This window comes from Planococcus chinensis, assembly GCF_042681545.1.
GTDB lineage: Bacteria > Bacillota > Bacilli > Bacillales_A > Planococcaceae > Planococcus > Planococcus chinensis.
On record NZ_JBHUFW010000007.1, the window covers coordinates 173,117 to 189,108 of the forward strand.

At 49.2% G+C, this 15,992-nt stretch carries 21 protein-coding genes; 11 read left to right on the forward strand and 10 right to left on the reverse strand.

Going from position 1 to position 15,992, the window contains the following annotated elements:
* Position 1: 1 nt before the first annotated feature.
* The 3 genes from ACFSDB_RS10795 to ACFSDB_RS10805 all read left to right on the forward strand — a co-directional run bounded on the left by ACFSDB_RS10795 (position 2) and on the right by ACFSDB_RS10805 (position 1,605).
* On the forward strand, positions 2-322 hold the full coding sequence (locus tag ACFSDB_RS10795) for a YutD family protein (RefSeq protein WP_377340051.1): 321 nt from the start codon (positions 2-4) through the stop codon (positions 320-322).
* A 73-nt stretch (positions 323-395) separates the two neighbouring features.
* Complete coding sequence (gene hepT, locus ACFSDB_RS10800; RefSeq protein ID WP_204893091.1) at positions 396-854, forward strand: type VII toxin-antitoxin system HepT family RNase toxin; 459 nt, start codon at positions 396-398, stop codon at positions 852-854.
* Positions 841-1,605 (forward strand): TIGR01457 family HAD-type hydrolase, encoded by a 765-nt coding sequence (locus ACFSDB_RS10805; RefSeq protein ID WP_204893092.1) that lies wholly within the window; start codon positions 841-843, stop codon positions 1,603-1,605. Before hepT ends, ACFSDB_RS10805 begins: the two co-directional genes overlap by 14 nt.
* Before the next feature lie 37 nt (positions 1,606-1,642).
* Here the strand turns inward: ACFSDB_RS10805 and ACFSDB_RS10810 are convergent, their stop codons facing one another.
* Positions 1,643-1,879 carry a YuzB family protein gene (locus ACFSDB_RS10810; protein ID WP_204893093.1) on the reverse strand — a complete coding sequence of 79 codons (237 nt, stop codon included), beginning with the start codon at positions 1,877-1,879 and terminating at the stop codon, positions 1,643-1,645.
* A gap of 151 nt (positions 1,880-2,030) precedes the next feature.
* Between ACFSDB_RS10810 and ACFSDB_RS10815 the strand changes: the two genes are divergently transcribed.
* Positions 2,031-3,098: an NAD(P)/FAD-dependent oxidoreductase gene (locus ACFSDB_RS10815; protein ID WP_204893094.1), complete on the forward strand. Its 1,068-nt coding sequence runs from the start codon at positions 2,031-2,033 to the stop codon at positions 3,096-3,098.
* Positions 3,099-3,646: 548 nt separating this feature from the next.
* Here ACFSDB_RS10815 and ACFSDB_RS10820 read toward each other — a convergent pair.
* Positions 3,647-3,973, reverse strand: a complete 327-nt coding sequence (locus tag ACFSDB_RS10820; protein ID WP_204893095.1) for a YuzD family protein — start codon at positions 3,971-3,973, stop codon at positions 3,647-3,649.
* 83 nt (positions 3,974-4,056) lie between these two features.
* On the opposite strand from ACFSDB_RS10820, the gene ACFSDB_RS10825 reads away from it, so the two are divergent.
* From ACFSDB_RS10825 to ACFSDB_RS10850, 6 genes are all read left to right on the forward strand, one after another.
* Positions 4,057-4,293, forward strand: coding sequence for a NifU family protein (locus tag ACFSDB_RS10825; protein ID WP_204893096.1), 237 nt, complete (start codon positions 4,057-4,059; stop codon positions 4,291-4,293).
* A gap of 105 nt (positions 4,294-4,398) precedes the next feature.
* Positions 4,399-4,761 carry a HesB/IscA family protein gene (locus ACFSDB_RS10830; RefSeq protein WP_204893097.1) on the forward strand — a complete coding sequence of 121 codons (363 nt, stop codon included), beginning with the start codon at positions 4,399-4,401 and terminating at the stop codon, positions 4,759-4,761.
* 462 nt (positions 4,762-5,223) lie between these two features.
* Positions 5,224-6,438, forward strand: coding sequence for an NAD(P)/FAD-dependent oxidoreductase (locus tag ACFSDB_RS10835; RefSeq protein WP_204893098.1), 1,215 nt, complete (start codon positions 5,224-5,226; stop codon positions 6,436-6,438).
* A gap of 54 nt (positions 6,439-6,492) precedes the next feature.
* A complete protein-coding gene (locus tag ACFSDB_RS10840) occupies positions 6,493-6,990 on the forward strand; it encodes an NUDIX domain-containing protein (protein ID WP_204893099.1) in 498 nt (165 codons plus the stop codon).
* Positions 6,991-7,138: 148 nt separating this feature from the next.
* On the forward strand, positions 7,139-7,258 hold the full coding sequence (locus ACFSDB_RS10845; protein ID WP_204893132.1) for a YuiA family protein: 120 nt from the start codon (positions 7,139-7,141) through the stop codon (positions 7,256-7,258).
* Between the two features lie 272 nt (positions 7,259-7,530).
* On the forward strand, positions 7,531-7,860 hold the full coding sequence (locus ACFSDB_RS10850; RefSeq protein ID WP_204893100.1) for a YuiB family protein: 330 nt from the start codon (positions 7,531-7,533) through the stop codon (positions 7,858-7,860).
* A gap of 50 nt (positions 7,861-7,910) precedes the next feature.
* Here the strand turns inward: ACFSDB_RS10850 and ACFSDB_RS10855 are convergent, their stop codons facing one another.
* Positions 7,911-8,384 (reverse strand): divergent PAP2 family protein, encoded by a 474-nt coding sequence (locus tag ACFSDB_RS10855; protein WP_204893101.1) that lies wholly within the window; start codon positions 8,382-8,384, stop codon positions 7,911-7,913.
* 147 nt (positions 8,385-8,531) lie between these two features.
* Here ACFSDB_RS10855 and ACFSDB_RS10860 point away from each other — a divergent pair, with 147 nt between their 5' ends.
* A complete protein-coding gene (locus ACFSDB_RS10860) occupies positions 8,532-10,025 on the forward strand; it encodes a leucyl aminopeptidase (protein ID WP_204893102.1) in 1,494 nt (497 codons plus the stop codon).
* 45 nt (positions 10,026-10,070) lie between these two features.
* Here ACFSDB_RS10860 and mnhG read toward each other — a convergent pair whose 3' ends face one another.
* The 7 genes from mnhG to ACFSDB_RS10895 are packed head-to-tail and all read right to left on the reverse strand — an operon-like array spanning position 10,071 to position 15,822.
* Positions 10,071-10,433 carry a monovalent cation/H(+) antiporter subunit G gene (mnhG, locus tag ACFSDB_RS10865; protein ID WP_204893133.1) on the reverse strand — a complete coding sequence of 121 codons (363 nt, stop codon included), beginning with the start codon at positions 10,431-10,433 and terminating at the stop codon, positions 10,071-10,073.
* Complete coding sequence (locus ACFSDB_RS10870) at positions 10,414-10,695, reverse strand: Na(+)/H(+) antiporter subunit F1 (protein WP_204893103.1); 282 nt, start codon at positions 10,693-10,695, stop codon at positions 10,414-10,416. The genes mnhG and ACFSDB_RS10870 overlap by 20 nt, the downstream gene beginning before the upstream one ends.
* Positions 10,692-11,171 carry a Na+/H+ antiporter subunit E gene (locus ACFSDB_RS10875; RefSeq protein WP_204893104.1) on the reverse strand — a complete coding sequence of 160 codons (480 nt, stop codon included), beginning with the start codon at positions 11,169-11,171 and terminating at the stop codon, positions 10,692-10,694. Before ACFSDB_RS10875 ends, ACFSDB_RS10870 begins: the two co-directional genes overlap by 4 nt.
* 6 nt (positions 11,172-11,177) lie before the next feature.
* Entirely contained in the window at positions 11,178-12,659 is a 1,482-nt protein-coding gene (locus ACFSDB_RS10880; RefSeq protein ID WP_204893105.1) for a Na+/H+ antiporter subunit D, read from the reverse strand.
* On the reverse strand, positions 12,652-12,999 hold the full coding sequence (locus tag ACFSDB_RS10885) for a Na(+)/H(+) antiporter subunit C (protein ID WP_204893106.1): 348 nt from the start codon (positions 12,997-12,999) through the stop codon (positions 12,652-12,654). The genes ACFSDB_RS10880 and ACFSDB_RS10885 overlap by 8 nt, the downstream gene beginning before the upstream one ends.
* Entirely contained in the window at positions 12,999-13,421 is a 423-nt protein-coding gene (locus tag ACFSDB_RS10890) for a Na(+)/H(+) antiporter subunit B (protein ID WP_204893107.1), read from the reverse strand. The genes ACFSDB_RS10885 and ACFSDB_RS10890 overlap by 1 nt, the downstream gene beginning before the upstream one ends.
* Positions 13,408-15,822, reverse strand: a complete 2,415-nt coding sequence (locus ACFSDB_RS10895; protein ID WP_204893108.1) for a Na+/H+ antiporter subunit A — start codon at positions 15,820-15,822, stop codon at positions 13,408-13,410. The genes ACFSDB_RS10890 and ACFSDB_RS10895 overlap by 14 nt, the downstream gene beginning before the upstream one ends.
* Between the last annotated feature and the right edge of the window lie 170 nt (positions 15,823-15,992).

The window sequence follows — 15,992 nt, forward strand, 5'->3', positions numbered from 1 at the left end:
AATGATATTAGACCAATGGGAATATGAAGTGCTCATCGATTACCGGGAAGGCTTTCAAGAGGAAGCACTGAAGGGCCGGTACAGTGAAATCCTTTCGAAGTATGACTATATCCTCGGAGACTGGGGATACGGCCAGCTTCGGTTGAAAGGCTTTTTCGAAGACACGAACCATAAAGCTACATACGATACGAAAATCAGCACGCTGCAGGATTACCTTTACGAATACTGCAATTTCGGATGCGCTTATTTCGTCATCAAAAAAGTCGGCAAAGCGCCGGCGCCGATTGAAGAGCCACAGCAAACCCCTGAAGCGGAAGCATAAGCCGCCGGGGGTTTTTTTGTGCGCATATGATATGATAGAGAATGACAGCATTCAGTTAATGGAGGGTTTTCAGATGTATTTTATTGATCGCAGAAACATAAATGAAACAGTGGATTATATGAATTCGTTATTGGAGCTTTATGAGGAAAAAACGGAGTGGGCGTCATTGACCGAGCAATTGGCATTAGAGCGCCTGGCCAATAATATTGTCGAATCCATCATCGATGTCGGCAATTCGATGATTGACGGGTTTATTATGCGGGATCCTGGGAGCTATGACGACATCGTCGACATTTTAGCGGATGAAAAAGTCATTACCGCAGAAATGGAAGGGCCGTTGAAAAAAGCCATCGGTTTGCGCAAGATGCTAGTACGGGAATTTATGAAAGTGGACCATAACGAAATACAGAAAGTGCTGGACGAGTGCCTGCAACAGCTGAAGGAATTCGGACCGAAAGTCGGACATTATTTGGAGCACGAGCTGGGCCCTGTCTCCGCATTTCTTCCGGAGGCGAAAAATGAAGAGTTATAAGGCCTATTGTTTGGATCTGGACGGCACGGTCTACCGGGGCACCGAAGCTATTTCATCTGCAGCAGCATTTATCCACCGCCTGCAGCAGAAAGGCATCGAACCCTTTTATGTAACCAATAATGCATCGATGACCCAAAAGCAATTGCATAGCAAGCTTCTGCGTTTCGGCATAGAAGCAGAAGAGACCCATATCATGTCGTCAGCAGTGGCAGCGGCGAAGTACATCAAGCGCTGGTATCCAGGCCAGAATGTCTACATGATCGGTTCGGACGGCCTTGAACAGGCGCTTGCGCAGGAAGGCATCGAGCAGGTTGAACAGGATGCGGAAATCGTCCTGATGGGGATCGACCCTGCCGTCAACTACGAAAAGCTTGCAACGGCCTGCCTGGAAGTAAGAAAAGGGGCGATTTTCCTGTCGACCAACAAAGATTTGGCGTTTCCATCCGAACGGGGATTCCTGCCCGGAAACGGAGCATTTACGACGCTCGTTGCCGCTTCAACAGATGTGGATCCCATATATATCGGAAAGCCGGAACGGCACATGCTCGAAGCGATTCTTCATGAGCATGGCTTTGAGAAAAGCGAAATGGTAATGATTGGGGACAATTACGACACGGATATCCTGGCCGGCATCAATTACGGCATTGATACCATCCATGTCAACACTGGCGTGACGCCGATGGACCAAGCACTTGAAAAGGAGATCCCGCCTACCCATGCATTGGAGAATCTGGATTTTTGGGAGATCTAGATTTTCGGGCAAGAAAAAAAGCCGTTTTGGCAACGGCTTAGAACAAAGGATTTTCTTCTATAAACTCATGGACCTTTTCGGTCAATTCATCCGGAGTGTCCGCTTCAACAATTTCGCCGTTCACCAGGGCGTAAAGGCCTTGGCCGCATTTGGTGCAATAGCTGAGACAGCCGTATTCCAAGACATCGAGGTTAGGATCGCGTTCAAGTTTCTCAAAAGATTCCTGCGCTCCGTTTGCGATGTTGCTGATGCAAAATTCAACAATCGGTTTCATTCAAGTCACCTCACTACACCGAAATCCTACTCTTTTTCAGCGGGTTAGTCAATCATTTGATTTCGCAGGAATCTATTGTGAAAGTTATCACAATCAGCTATACTACTATTTGAGAAATTAAAGGGACAGACGAATTATAAAGGAGATATTTATGCGAAAATTAGTCTTGCTCGGAGGCGGGTATGGAAATATGCGGATTCTTCTCCGCTTATTGCCGAACAATTTGCCGCTTGATACCGAAATCATCCTGATCGACCGGACGCCATTCCACAGCATGAAAACAGAATTTTATGCACTTGCTGCAGGAACGGCTTCAGACCATGAAGTACGGGTGCCTTTCCCGGAAAGCGACCGGCTAAAGATCGTCAATGGAGAAATAACCGAAATCAACTTGGAGGAGAAATGTGTGTTTCTCAATAACGGCGAACAGATCGGATACGACGATCTCGTCATCGGCCTTGGCTGCGAGGACAAATACCACAACGTGCCTGGTGCGGATGAGTTCACTTACAGCATCCAGACCATCGGCAAATCACGGGAAACATACAAGACCTTGCTGGGCCTTCCGTCTGGTGCTGTCGTCGGAGTCGTCGGCGCCGGCCTGAGCGGTATCGAACTGGCCAGTGAATTGCGCGAAAGCCGCCAAGACCTGAACATCAAATTGTTTGATCGCAGCCCGCGCATCCTGCGCGACTTCCCGGAACGCCTGAGCAATTTCGTGAAGAAATGGTTCGATAATAACAATGTTGATGTGGTGTCGAATTCGAATATTACGAAAGTTGAACCGAACATGCTTTACAACCACGAAGAAACCATTCCGGTCGACGCAGTGGTATGGACAGCCGGCATCCAGCCGGTCAAGCCTGTCCGCGACCTTGGCGTGGAATGCGACAACACCGGACGTGTGGTCATCAACCAATACCACCAGTTGCCGAATGATGAGAATGTCTATGTGGTAGGTGACTGCGCAGCACTGCCGATGGCGCCGTCTGCACAGCTTGCCGAAGAGCAGGCAGAGCAGATTGTCAAAGTGCTGAAATCGGTTTGGAGAAATGAACCGCTGCCTGAGAAAATGCCGGAGATCCAGCTGAAAGGCTTCCTCGGCTCGCTTGGCAAGAAACAAGGCTTCGCTTATCTTGCAGACCGTACGGTCACCGGGCGCATTGCGCGCTTGATGAAGTCCGGCGTTCTGTGGATGTATAAATGGCATAACGGATGACAAAAAGCGCCCGACTCCGGGCGCTTTTTGAGTTTGCGGTAAAAAAGAGTAGTTTTTCATTTAGATTAATAAACCAAATGGAAGCTATACTGGAGTCTACACTTCATGCGGACTCTTTCCGCGGGCTCGCGCCGAACTAACTAAGAGCCTGTGCTCCTGCGCAAGCTCGTCGCAAATGCTTGCCCTCGCAAGCTTCGGTCAAGCATTGACTAGCGTCCGAGTGGATTTCGGCACTTCGCTATCCCGCAGGAAAGCCAATGGCCGAACTCTCTTCGGCCATTGGCTTTGCGACGAAGTGCGTAGCACTGCAACGGTTTTTCATGTCCCGAAGCTAGCGCAGCGATGCAGGGACAGGAGCACAATGTTTGCACTTGCCGCCTTCCGTTCCGGATCACGAAGCCAGCGGCTTGTACTTAGCGAGTTAAAGTTGGATCTATTTCTCCTACGTCATCGATTAACTATAAGTGACGCTTCCGACCAAGCTAGTACATCTCTTTTCATCATAATTAGACTTTTTTTATGGCTTTATTCCATTAGCAGAAATTAATTTATTCAGCGGCCTGGAAACCGTGCTTTTCCAGTTCCTTATAAACCGGCTTTAATTGGACATAGCCTTCTCCTACGACTTCGCCTTCTACGAGGACGAGGGGATAGAAAAACTCATCATCAAGGATGCGCTGGGCATAGTCCTGCCGATGTGCTTCCGTTTGGGGTTTCTCAATGTCGATGTAGGTAATTGAAAATGGCTGGTCCTGGTATTTGCGGGAAATGGCGGCTTGAAGCCACTCGTACGTGTCGACCGAAGATGGAGCGTTGACACAGCTGGCGCAGATTACATCGGTTCCGTAAACTTCAATGGAAATTTCTTTCGGCATTTTGCTAGACCTCCTGTGAATTCATTAGTGGCTTTTTCCTCTCAATCACATTATAATGATTATAATGAAAGGAGTCGATATAAATGACTGAAGCAATGATGGAAGACCAAGTAATGGAAGTCCTAGATAAATTGCGTCCATTCCTTTTGCGTGACGGCGGCGACTGTGAATTGGTCGATGTTGAAGACGGAATCGTAAAACTTCGCTTGTTGGGGGCTTGCGGCAGCTGCCCGAGTTCGACAATCACATTGAAAGCGGGAATCGAGCGCGCTCTGATTGAAGAAGTACCGGGCGTCGTGGAAGTAGAACAAGTATTTTAATGCTAAGGAACCTTCAAGGTTCCTTTTTCTGTATATCGGTGCGGGACCTAAATGCTTGTTCCGGCTGCGAAAGACTTGATATGATAATGGCAGGAGGGGATACGTATGACACAAGTTGTTGAAATTACAGAAGCAGCTTCTTTCCAAGTGAAAGAGATGATGCGCCACAACGACGAAGAGGATTCGTTCCTACGAGTGGCAGTAAAAGGCGGCGGCTGCAGCGGCCTGACTTACGGCATGGGCTTTGAGAAAGAGCAGACACCGGAAGATGACGCATACGAGCAATTCGGCATCCGCATCCTGGTGAACAAAGAAGATGCTCCCATCTTGAAAGGGACTGTAGTGGACTACAAGCAGTCATTGATGGGCGGCGGCTTTACGATTGAAAATCCGAACGCAATCGCTTCTTGCGGCTGCGGCACGTCATTCCGTACCGCGCAAAAAGCAGGCACACCGGAAAACTGCTGATCATCTGTCTTTTATGCAAAAAGCCTTTCTGAAAGGGTGCCGCGGCATCTTTGAGGGAATGGCTTTTTTTCTATGGGCAGAGAAAAACCCTTGCCAATTCCGATTTTATTTAGAATTGTGAGTTATATTTATTAAAGTAGAATTTTAGATTTTTATCTAAAAAAAACATGGAAAAGGTTTGGTGTGATAGTGGTGAAAGGGCATGCTGCTGTAAATATGAAGAAAATCCCACTAAGATTTTTGCCCATATCTCTTGTTCAACGGAGATGCTGGAACACAGATCACCCGCTTACGTCAGAAGCGTGAACGAATTGTGGATAAGCGGTCCCAGTTGGCATTATCCAGTTGAAATGAGGGTGTAAAAGGTCTAATATAGAGTATAGGAGTTTATTGGAATTCATATGACTCATATATTTATTTAATTCCGTTTTAAAAAATGACTTGAAGGTGGTTGCGATTGTTTTGAAAAGACCGTCAATATTAGTATTAGGCGCAGGTTATGGTGGCTTGACTACTGTAGTGAACCTGCAGAAAGTCCTTGGCACTGACGCCGCAGATATTACGCTAATCAACAAGAACGAATACCATTATGAAAGCACATGGCTCCATGAGGCGGCTGCTGGAACACTTCGCCCGGAACAAGTGCGCTACGACATCAAAGACGTGATCGACAGCGTGAAGACGAAATTCGTCCAAGCGACAGTCCAAGCGATCGATGTCCAAAACAAGAAAGTTACAACTGACAACGGCGTATTTACATACGACTATCTTGTCATCGGCCTTGGCTTCGAAGGGGAAACTTTCGGTATCACAGGCTTGGACAAATATGCGTTGTCGATTGCCAACGTTAAAGCAGCACGCTATATCCGTGAACACATCGAGTTCCAATTCGCGAATTGGTCAACAGAAGCTGTCAAAGATGACAGCCGTCTGACGATTGTGGTCGGCGGAGCAGGTTTCACAGGAATCGAATTCCTTGGTGAACTTGCGAACCGTGTACCTGAACTTTGCAAAGAGTTCGATGTACCGCGCGAAAAAGTGCGCGTCATCTGTGTGGAAGCAGCACCGATGGTATTGCCAGGTTTCGATCCGGAACTGGTCAGCTATGCAGTAGGGCAACTTGAAGCGAAAGGCATCGAGTTCTCTATCGGTACACCGGTAGTGGAAGCGACTCCTGAAGGCGTCAATATCAAAAAGGGTGAAGACAAATTCGAATTCATCAAAGCCGGCACTGTCGTTTGGGCTGCAGGCGTCCGCGGCAGCAAGCTAATCGAAGAATCAGGCATTGAAAATATGCGTGCCCGCGTCAAAGTGGACAAAGATCTTCGTGCTCCTGGCTTCCACGATGTATTCATCGTCGGGGACTGCGCATTGATGATCAACGAAGAAACAAACCGTCCGTATCCTCCGACTGCACAAATTGCGATGCAGCAAGGGGAAACAATCGCGAAAAACATCAATGAACTGATCAAGGGCGGAGAAACAGTTGAATTCGTTCCGGATCTTAAAGGGACCGTTTGTTCTTTGGGCGACGACGATGCAATCGGCGTAGTCTTCGGCAAGAAAGTAACAGGCAAACGTGCTTCGTTCATGAAGAAAATGATCGACAACCGTGCATTGTACATGGTTGGCGGACCTTCTCTTGTCATGAAAAAAGGAAAATTCAACGTTCTATAATCAAACAACAGGGCTCCCGCTTGCGGGAGCTTTTTTTGTTCAAGGAGGAAAGTCATGGCAACTTCAAAACGGGGAAATGTCTGGCTCGCTGCGGCCGGGCTGGTCATCAATGCGGATAAAGAATGGCTGGTGGTGAAAAAGAGGTATGGCGGCTTGCATGGGAAATGGTCCTTGCCGGCCGGATTCGTGCTGCCTACTGAGACGATTGACGAAGCAGTAGTGCGGGAAGTGAAAGAGGAAACAGGGATCAGCTGTACAGTCCAAGGGATGATCGGTTTCCGGACCGGCGTGATCCGCGGGGAAGTGAGCGACAATATGGCGATTTTCCTGCTCAAACCCCGTGATGAGTCGGAAGCGCTCCGTGTCCAATTGTCAGAGTTATATGAAGCAGCTTGGATGGCGCCTGAGCTGCTGGCGGCTGATAGTGACGTATCCGTGATGCTCCACGAAATGGCCGATTATGTATTGGAAGAAGGGTTCAATGTGATTGATGACGTGGATCCCGGTGCGGTTTTCGGGTATTCGGCATATAAATTATTTTTTAAAAAATAGAGAAATAGCGAGAAAAAAAGGGCATAAGAAAGAATGAGAGGGATGTATCCGTTTACATCCCTCTTTCTTATGCTTGCATAATAAAAAAGACCGTGATATATTATCAGAATATTAAAAACAATAACAGGAGGAGGTGTTTCGAATGAAGATGTTTACTAAATCTAAGCCCGGCAATCATTGCCCGTATTGTGCAGGCAAAGGCTACTTCCAATTGCGATTGGGTGGTTCTGAAACGTGCTCCTGCTGTTCTGGTTCTGGCAAAAAATAAGGGATGAAGCATAAGAAAAGCGTTTGCGGAAATTTTACCGCAAACGCTTTTCTTATGTTCGGAAACAACGGAGCGGCGAAAAGGCAAGCGGGCCAGTGCCGGCTGTCACAAGCATCAAAATAGCATTTTCCTATAAGTTTCTATTCGGTTTTCCACTATCCGGTACTGCCCTGAATGCAATAATTGACAAAGCGATGAACTCTGGACTGACTGATTGAAAGCCGATTCCTTTTCGGGTAAACTGATGAAAGGAATATCGGAGGTTAGAATAGATGGACACTTCTTTTAGTATTGTACAATTGATCATTTCGATGCTGTTATTCTTTGTCATGTTCTTCGGCATCGGCTTCTTGCTGAATATGCTGCTCCGCATGACGTGGCTGATGGCCATCGTCTACCCGATCGTCGTTTTATTGATCATCGACGATGTCGGCTTTTTCGATTACTTCACCCAGCCGGGTGAATCATTCTCGATGCTTGGAAATACGTTGACGTCGTTGACCGGCGTCGATATTGCCGTGCTGACAGCCGGCTTTGCCGGAGCTGTCACTTCAGGGTTCGTCATGAAAATCCTGCGCAAGATGGGGTACCAGATGTTCTAAAACAAAAAACCGCCAAGTCCGGATCTTTCCGGGCTTGGCGGTTTTTTCTATTAGATCAAGCCGTAGACGGCAAACGCGAGAGCGATCCCAGTCAAAGCCCCCATGAACACTTCGCTCGGCTTGTGGCCCAAGAGCGTTTTCAGCTCCTTGATCTTCTCTTCTTCTTTTTTATGGTTCCAGTTCCGTGTTTCATTCATGAAAAGGTGCAAGTCCCTGCGAAGCTTATTGATCGTCAATGCATGCTGGCCGGCTTGGAAACGGACACCTGTGGCATCATACATCGTAATCACCGCAAACATCGTGGCAACTGCAAAAATCGTGGAATCGGCTCCGTGCTCGATGCCGACGGCTGTTGTCAGCGATGTCACTGCAGCGGAATGGGAGCTCGGCATGCCGCCCGTAGAGGTGAATAAACCCCATTTCAGTTCACGGGTCACTGCATAATGGATGGGAATTTTGACGAATTGTGCAAATAGGATAGCAAAAAGTGCGATCATCAGCGGCATATTTGAGAAAATCTCCATTCAAAACAACCTTTCAGAAAATATTATTGTTTTAGTATAGCACACGCTAAGCTTCTTGAAAGTCTGAAACCGTTTCGACTCCCGAACTACTCGGAAGCCGGAATACGTGCTACACTGAAAGAGAAACCAAATCAAGGAGGAATCAGTATGGAATTCAAAACAATTTCAGATGCACAGGCTTGTGAAGCGGATATTCTCGTGGTGGGCTTGAGCCGCCATCCGGAAAACACCAAAGGATGGAATGATTTTTCAGCGCGCTTTAACGGCAAATTGGAAGACTGGACCAAACAGGACCTTTCATTTGATAAGAATGCACTCGTTACATACCCGGCCCTATCGGGATCGATTCCACGCGTTTTGTTTGTCGGGCTGGAGGACCGCAAGAAATTGTCCGAAGATGATGTCCGTTCAGCTTTCGCATTGGTCGGCAAAGAGCTTGCGAAGAAGAAATTCAAACACGCAGCCGTCTATTTGGATTCATTCCAGAACGAAGGGGTCAGCGTTGAAGATGCTGCCTATTTGGCGGCTGAAGGCATAGCGATGGGAGCTTACCGCTTTGACGATTACAAGACGTCTTCAAACGAAGCTGACGCTGCTATCGAGGCCTTAACATTCTTGACGGAAGAGAATCCGGAAGAGGTAGAAGCTTCCGCCTTTATCGGGCATGTCTTCGGCGAATCGGTCAACGAAGCGCGGACATTGGTCAACATGCCGGGGAATTTGCTGACGGCGACAACGCTTGCCGATTACGCGGAGGAGCTCGGAGAATCATACGGCTTTGAAACGGAGATCCTTGGCAAAGCGGAAATGGAAGAACTCGGAATGGGCGCGATTCTTGCAGTCAACCAAGGTTCGGTAGAAGAGCCCCGCTTGATCGTCTTGAAATACAAAGCGACAGAGGGCTTTGAAAACCCGCTGGCGTTGGTCGGGAAAGGGATCACGTTTGATACGGGCGGCTATTCATTAAAGCCGAAAGACGGCATTGTCGGCATGAAAGGCGACATGGGCGGAGCCGCTGCAGTGCTCGGCGCGATGAAGATCATCGGCGAATTGCAGCCGGAGCAAAACGTCATTGCCGTAATCGCTTCGACGGATAACATGGTATCGGGCAATGCCTTCAAGCCGGATGATGTGATCACGTCGCTTAGCGGCAAAACGATTGAAATCCTAAATACCGATGCAGAAGGGCGCTTGGTGCTCGCTGATTCGGTTACTTATGCGAAACAGCTTGGTGCGGCGAAAATCATCGATGTCGCTACTTTGACCGGGGGCGTCATTGTGGCCCTTGGAAATGATAAGACCGGGGCATTGACGAATGATGAGGCATTCTTCGAAAGCTTCCTGGAAGCGGCACAGGAAACCGGTGAATTCGTTTGGCGGCTGCCTTTGACGGAAAGCGATAAAAAACGGATCCGCAAAAGCGATGTCGCCGATTTGAACAACTCGCCTGGACGCGACGGGCACATGATTTTCGGCGGCGGCTTTGTCGGGGAATTCGCGGAAGAAACACCGTGGATCCATTTGGATATTGCCGGGACTTCGCACGCAGCTGCGGCACATGACCTGGGTCCAAAAGGCGGCACAGGCGCAATGGTGCGCACGCTGGCCATGATGGTGGAGAGAATGGCGGAACAGCAATAAACGAAAAAGAGTCGGCAAGCGGTATTTCCGCTTGCCGACTCTTTTCTATTTGTCTTCCTGTTTTTTCTCAAGCAGCACTTTCATGTCATCACGAACCGTTTCTTCAGCCAGTTCAATGCCTGACATGTAAGATGCGCGGCCAATGAGATGGCCGGCTACCGGCGTGGTAATGAACAGGAACACGATGGCGATGATCAATTGCGGCGACATGATTCCTTCGATCAACCAAAAATGCAGGAAGACGCCGGCAAGGATTCCCATGACACCGAGTGTGGAGCTCTTGGAAGCGGCATGCGTCCGCGTATAGACATCTGGGAGCCTGACCAAGCCAAGAGCTGTGACAGCGCTGAAAATAACGCCTACGCTGACGAGAATGATGATAATGACGTTAACGATTAGGTTTTCGATCGAAAATCACACCTCTCTCAATAAACTTGGCGAATGCCGTCGTTCCGATAAACGAAAGGATGCTCAACAGCAGGATGATTTCGAGGAAGAATTCAGTCTCAAGAATCAATGACAACAAAGCGATGATGGAGACCAGTGCGACTCCAAGTGCATCCAATGCCACGACCCGGTCGGCAATCGTCGGGCCTTTGATCAACCGGAACAGCAGGCCTGCAAAGGCGCAGCTCACGATCAGCAGCGATATCCAGTAGAAAATCATCATGAGCGGCTCACCTCCAAAATCGCAAGTTCAAACGTATTTTTTATTGACGAAACCGCGTCATCGATATCTTCGAAATCAATGGCATGGATATAAAGGCGTTTTTGGTCATCGGAAATGCCGACGACCAGCGTGCCTGGTGTCAACGTGATCAAAGCCGACAGGAGCGTGATTTCCCAATCATGCTGCAATTCGGTTTCAAGTTCGAAAATAGCCGGCCGGATGCTCAGCTTCGGCTGAATGACCAGCTTGAATACAGCGAAACTCGACAAGATAAGCTCTTTCAGAAAGAGAAGGCAGAGATAGATCACTGCCCAAACCCGGTATAAGTACAGCCGGGAAGAGAAAAAGCGCCGCATCATAATGATGATGATCAAGCCCACCAAAAAGCCGATGGCAAATCCAGACGAGGTGAAATTGTCAGTAATAAACATCCAGATGCCGGCTAAAAAGACATTCAATAAAATTTGCAGGGACATCTTTATCTACTCCTTCATAACCGCATCTATGTAGATGGATGGATTTAATAACACTTCGCCTGCATCAGTGACGAACGGCATGAACATCTCTGCGCCGATTCCGAGCACTACTGTCAGCGCAACAAGCACGACGGTCGGGATGAACATCTGATAGAATGAAGATTTTTTCATCGGCAAGGTTTCAACCGGCTCTCCCCAGAATGCGTAGATGAAAATCCGCACGACACTCAGCAGGACAAGCAGGCTCGTCGCCAGGATCACGATGCTTCCCCAGAACTGCGGGCCTTCGAAGCCGCCTTGGACAATGAGCAGCTTGCCCGGGAAGCCGCTGAGCGGGGGAATGCCGGCAAGGCCGAACGCCGTCAGAAGATATACCCAGCCAAGGACCGGATAGGTCTTCATCAGCCCGCCCATTTCGCGGAGATTGGATGTGCCGAAAATCGTGGCCACGATGCCGACAAGGAAGAACAGGGCCGCTTTGATCAGCATGTCGTGGATCAAGTAGAAAATCGAACCGTTGACGCCGGCTTCATTCAGCTGGGAGACCCCAAAGAGAATGACCCCGACCGCGATGATGATGTTGTAGATGATGATCTTTTTAACATCAAAATAGGCAAGTGCACCCACACACCCGGCAAGGATCGTCAGAATCGCGATGATTGCCAGCAATTCATGTGTGAAGGCTGTATTCATCGTGAAGAACAATGTATATGTACGCATGATCGCATAGACGCCGACTTTGGTCAGCAACGCACCGAACAAAGCTAGAATCGGCACTGGCGGAGCGTAATACGAGCCGGGCAGCCAGAAATACAGCGGGAAGATGGACGCTTTGAATCCGAAGACCACCAGCATCATGACCGCGATGACCGTCAGGATGCCCGTCGCTTCAATTTGCGGAATCTTCACTGCCAAGTCAGCCATGTTCAGCGTTCCGGTCACGGAATAAAGATAAGCAACGACCGATACGAACAAAGCGGATGAAATGACGTTCACCAGCAAATATTTGATGGATTCACGCAGCTGCGGGCGTTCGCCGCCGTGGACAATCAGCATATACGAAGACATCAGCAGCACTTCGAAAAACACGAACAAGTTGAAGATGTCGCCTGTGGTGAATGCACCGTTCACGCCGGTCAGCAAAAACAGCACGGCCGGATAATAGAAAGCGCCTTCGCGTGCAGCGCCGATGGCCGGCATGCTGTAGAAGATGACGAAAAGCGTGATCAGGGTCGCCGTCATCACCAATAATGCCGATAACGGGTCAGAAACCATGGAAATGCCGAATGGCGCATCCCAGCTGCCCAATGTTACAGCCTGGACGCCGTCGGTTTTCACTTTTGCCAAAAGGAACAGGCTGGCTGCCAGAGTGGCAGCTGCCCCGAGTACAGCGATGATACGCTGCATGCGGATGTTTTTCGGGAAAAACAGCATGATGGTCGCAAAGAATAAAGGAATGATGACCGGGAACAAAAGCAGGTTACTCATAATCTTCAGTTCCTCTCATCATATCCATATTGTCTGTCCCCAATTCCTGATAAGCGCGGTAGGCCAAGACCAGAAAGAACGATGTCACAGCAAATGAAATGACGATCGCCGTCAGGATCAGTGCCTGCGGAAGGGGGTCTGCATAATCGGCAATTGATACACCGTCTGCTACGACAGGCGGCGCGATACCGCCAAGCCCGCCCATCGTCAGGATCAGCAGATGGGCGCCGTGGCTAAGCAGTCCGGTGCCAATGATAATCCGGATCAAGCTTTTTGAAAGCATTAAGTAAACAGCTGCCATGAATAAAATCCCGATGACAACCGACATGATAATTTCCATTATTCATCCTCTCCAATCGTTTGAATAATGGTCATCGTAACTCCGACAACAACCAAATAAACTCCTAAATCAAACAGCGCGGCAGAATGCAGCGACGTTTTGCCAAACAGCGGCAAATTGAAATAATCATACGCGTGCGTAAAGAACGGAACGTCAAAGATGATCGAAGCGCTTGCAGTAGCAAGGGCGATCAGCAGCCCGGCGGCCGTCATGAAAACATAATTGACCGGCAGGATCTTCTTCACTGTCTCGAGATCGAACGCGAGCATCAGCAAGACGATGGCAGAAGCAGTCAGCAATCCGCCGACAAAGCCGCCGCCCGGCGTATAATGCCCGGCAAAGAAAATATGGACCGCAAACATCAGGATTATGAACGTCACTACTTTCGTGGCACTTTGAAGCATTACATCATTTGTTCTCATGTTGGTCCTCCTTATTGCTCAAGCGGAGTTTAATCATAGCGATTATCCCGATCCCTGCAATTCCGAGAACGGTGATTTCGAACAAGGTATCAAAACCGCGGTAATCGACCAGGATGACGTTGACGATATTGCCGCCGCCAGCTTCCGTGTAGACCGTTTCCTTATAGAATTCGGAGATGGAAGGCAGGATCTTCTGGGAATGTGCCGACAGCGCGACGAGCGTCATTGTGACGCCGACCCCGAGTGCAATAATGGCGTTCCCAAGGCGGAACCGCATCCGCTCGTTCTTTTTCGTGCTTTTCGGCAGATGGTAGAATGCCAGCAAGAATAGCGCGACAGAGATGGTCTCAATGACCAATTGGGTCAACGCCAGATCCGGTGCCCGGAAAATGACGAAGAACAAGGCGACAGAATAGCCGACCGCACCAAGCGCAATGATGGACATCAGCCTTGATTTTGATGCAACGATCGTGATGACCCCGCCGATCAGCGTTGCGGCGATGATGATTTCATAAACACCGATCGGTGCCAGATTGTCCGTTTCAAAGCGGAACGAATCGGTCATGAACAAAGCGCTCAGTGAAATCAGGATGAAAAAGCCGAACATGTAGACCAGATAAGACCGAATGAATCCGGTCATGTAAATGGCAGAAAAACGTTTGGCGCCTGAATCGCTGAGGAACATGCCGAAATCGTAGAGGCGGTTCAATGATACCGCTTCCGGATAGTTGTCATAGATGCGCTGCCATTTGCGGAGCGTCCAGAACAGCAGGCCGCCGACCGCGAAAATTCCGAGCGTCATGAACAATTCCGGTTCGAAGCCGTGCCAAGCGGCGATATGCACATCGACCTGTTCAGGCGCGCTGTACAAGAACGGCTGGATAGCGATGACTGCCGGTTTGACGATCCAATCACCGACCACATTCGGAATAAAGAAGATGGCAATGACAAGAACAGCTAAGATGGCAGGGGATACAAGCATGCCTTTTGGCGCTTCATGCGCCTGTTTCGGCAGTTCTTCCGGTTTGTGTTTCCCGGCAAAAGTATGGAATACAAAATAGAAACTGTAGATGAAAGTGAACACACTGCCAATCCATGCAATGACCGGGAACAGGATGCCCCAGACGTCCATGGAGAACAGATCGAATTCCATGATTGTCAGCATTGCTGTCAGGAAAGTCTCCTTGCTCAGGAAACCGCCGAACAGCGGAAGGCCGGCCATCGAGAACGAACCGATCATAGCGATCGTAAAGGAAATGGGCATCAGGCTCATGAGGCCGCCCAATTTGCGGATATCGCGTGTGCCGGTTTCATGGTCGACAATGCCGGCAACCATGAACAGGCTGCCTTTGAACACAGCGTGGTTTACAAGATGGAAAATCGCCGCGAAAGCTGCGTATTTAAAAGCTGTGCCGGCAGCGTCTTCCACATGGAAGCCCATTGCGGATGCGCCGAGTAGGCTCATGATCAAGCCGAGCTGCGAAACGGTCGAGAAAGCGAGGATCGCTTTCAGGTCTTTTTGCTTTAGTGCAAATACTGAACCCCAGACCATCGTGAACAGTCCGATGCCCGTCACGAGCCAGATCCAAAGGCCGGAAGCCGCGAAAATCGGCGTGAACCGTGCTACCAGGTAAAGCCCGGCTTTGACCATTGTGGCCGAATGCAGGTACGCACTGACCGGAGTAGGCGCTTCCATAGCATCGGGAAGCCAGATGTAGAACGGGAACTGAGCGGACTTCGTGAAAGCTCCGAGCAGGATCAGGACGAGCGCCCATAAAAAGAATTCATGGCCGACAAGTTCCGGCGCCTGCGCGACCAGTTCGCGGATCGAGTAAGTATTGCCCATCAAGCCGAGCAGCACAAAGCCGCCCAGCATCATCAAGCCGCCAAAGACCGTGATCATCATCGACTTCAGCGCACCGAAGCGTGAACGGTCGCGCGTATACCAATAGCCGATCAGCAGGAAGGAAGAAATTGAAGTAAGCTCCCAGAACAAATAAAGGCTGATCAAATGGTCGCTTTGGACGACTCCGAGCATTGCTGTCATGAACATCAGCAAGTAGACATAGAAATTATGTAGCTGCTCCCGTGTTTTATCCAGATAAAAAATAGAATAAAGAACGACCAGCGCGCCGATGCCGGTGATCAATAGGGAGAACAGGAGGCTGAGTCCGTCCAGATAAGCGACGAAGGAAATATCCAGCGAAGGGATCCATTGGAGTTCAGAGGAACGGGTACCGCCTTCCATCGTAACGGGAAGGAGTGTGGCGTAGTAGCTGAATAAGATCAACGGAACAATCAGGACGAACCAGCCCGTATGTATGCGGGCAACTTTTTTGTACAGCAGCGGAATCAATAAGGCTGCAATTATCGGCAGAAATATTAACAGCACGAGTGACAAATGAATCCTCCTTTCAAGCGGAAACATGATGGGTTGCTAGGGAAATTATAACGTACATGACGAGAATTTGCACCGTTCGGCTTTTGGGAAGCCGCAAGGGCCGCAAGGAATACAAGCGTTATGAAATAGGAAGAAACTCGCCGAAAACTGCTCCAAAAAATTATTCCAGG

Bases quoted from the DNA above. Each gene is read 5' to 3' on its own strand.
- ACFSDB_RS10795 (WP_377340051.1), top strand. From the start codon at position 2: ATGATATTAGACCAATGGGAATATGAAGTGCTCATCGATTACCGGGAA.
- hepT (WP_204893091.1), top strand. From the start codon at position 396: ATGTATTTTATTGATCGCAGAAACATAAATGAAACAGTGGATTATATG.
- ACFSDB_RS10805 (WP_204893092.1), top strand. From the start codon at position 841: ATGAAGAGTTATAAGGCCTATTGTTTGGATCTGGACGGCACGGTCTAC.
- ACFSDB_RS10810 (WP_204893093.1), bottom strand. From the start codon at position 1,879: ATGAAACCGATTGTTGAATTTTGCATCAGCAACATCGCAAACGGAGCG.
- ACFSDB_RS10815 (WP_204893094.1), top strand. From the start codon at position 2,031: ATGCGAAAATTAGTCTTGCTCGGAGGCGGGTATGGAAATATGCGGATT.
- ACFSDB_RS10820 (WP_204893095.1), bottom strand. From the start codon at position 3,973: ATGCCGAAAGAAATTTCCATTGAAGTTTACGGAACCGATGTAATCTGC.
- ACFSDB_RS10825 (WP_204893096.1), top strand. From the start codon at position 4,057: ATGACTGAAGCAATGATGGAAGACCAAGTAATGGAAGTCCTAGATAAA.
- ACFSDB_RS10830 (WP_204893097.1), top strand. From the start codon at position 4,399: ATGACACAAGTTGTTGAAATTACAGAAGCAGCTTCTTTCCAAGTGAAA.
- ACFSDB_RS10840 (WP_204893099.1), top strand. From the start codon at position 6,493: ATGGCAACTTCAAAACGGGGAAATGTCTGGCTCGCTGCGGCCGGGCTG.
- ACFSDB_RS10845 (WP_204893132.1), top strand. From the start codon at position 7,139: ATGTTTACTAAATCTAAGCCCGGCAATCATTGCCCGTATTGTGCAGGC.
- ACFSDB_RS10850 (WP_204893100.1), top strand. From the start codon at position 7,531: ATGGACACTTCTTTTAGTATTGTACAATTGATCATTTCGATGCTGTTA.
- ACFSDB_RS10855 (WP_204893101.1), bottom strand. From the start codon at position 8,384: ATGGAGATTTTCTCAAATATGCCGCTGATGATCGCACTTTTTGCTATC.
- ACFSDB_RS10860 (WP_204893102.1), top strand. From the start codon at position 8,532: ATGGAATTCAAAACAATTTCAGATGCACAGGCTTGTGAAGCGGATATT.
- ACFSDB_RS10870 (WP_204893103.1), bottom strand. From the start codon at position 10,695: ATGATGATTTTCTACTGGATATCGCTGCTGATCGTGAGCTGCGCCTTT.
- ACFSDB_RS10875 (WP_204893104.1), bottom strand. From the start codon at position 11,171: ATGTCCCTGCAAATTTTATTGAATGTCTTTTTAGCCGGCATCTGGATG.
- ACFSDB_RS10880 (WP_204893105.1), bottom strand. From the start codon at position 12,659: ATGAGTAACCTGCTTTTGTTCCCGGTCATCATTCCTTTATTCTTTGCG.
- ACFSDB_RS10885 (WP_204893106.1), bottom strand. From the start codon at position 12,999: ATGGAAATTATCATGTCGGTTGTCATCGGGATTTTATTCATGGCAGCT.
- ACFSDB_RS10890 (WP_204893107.1), bottom strand. From the start codon at position 13,421: ATGAGAACAAATGATGTAATGCTTCAAAGTGCCACGAAAGTAGTGACG.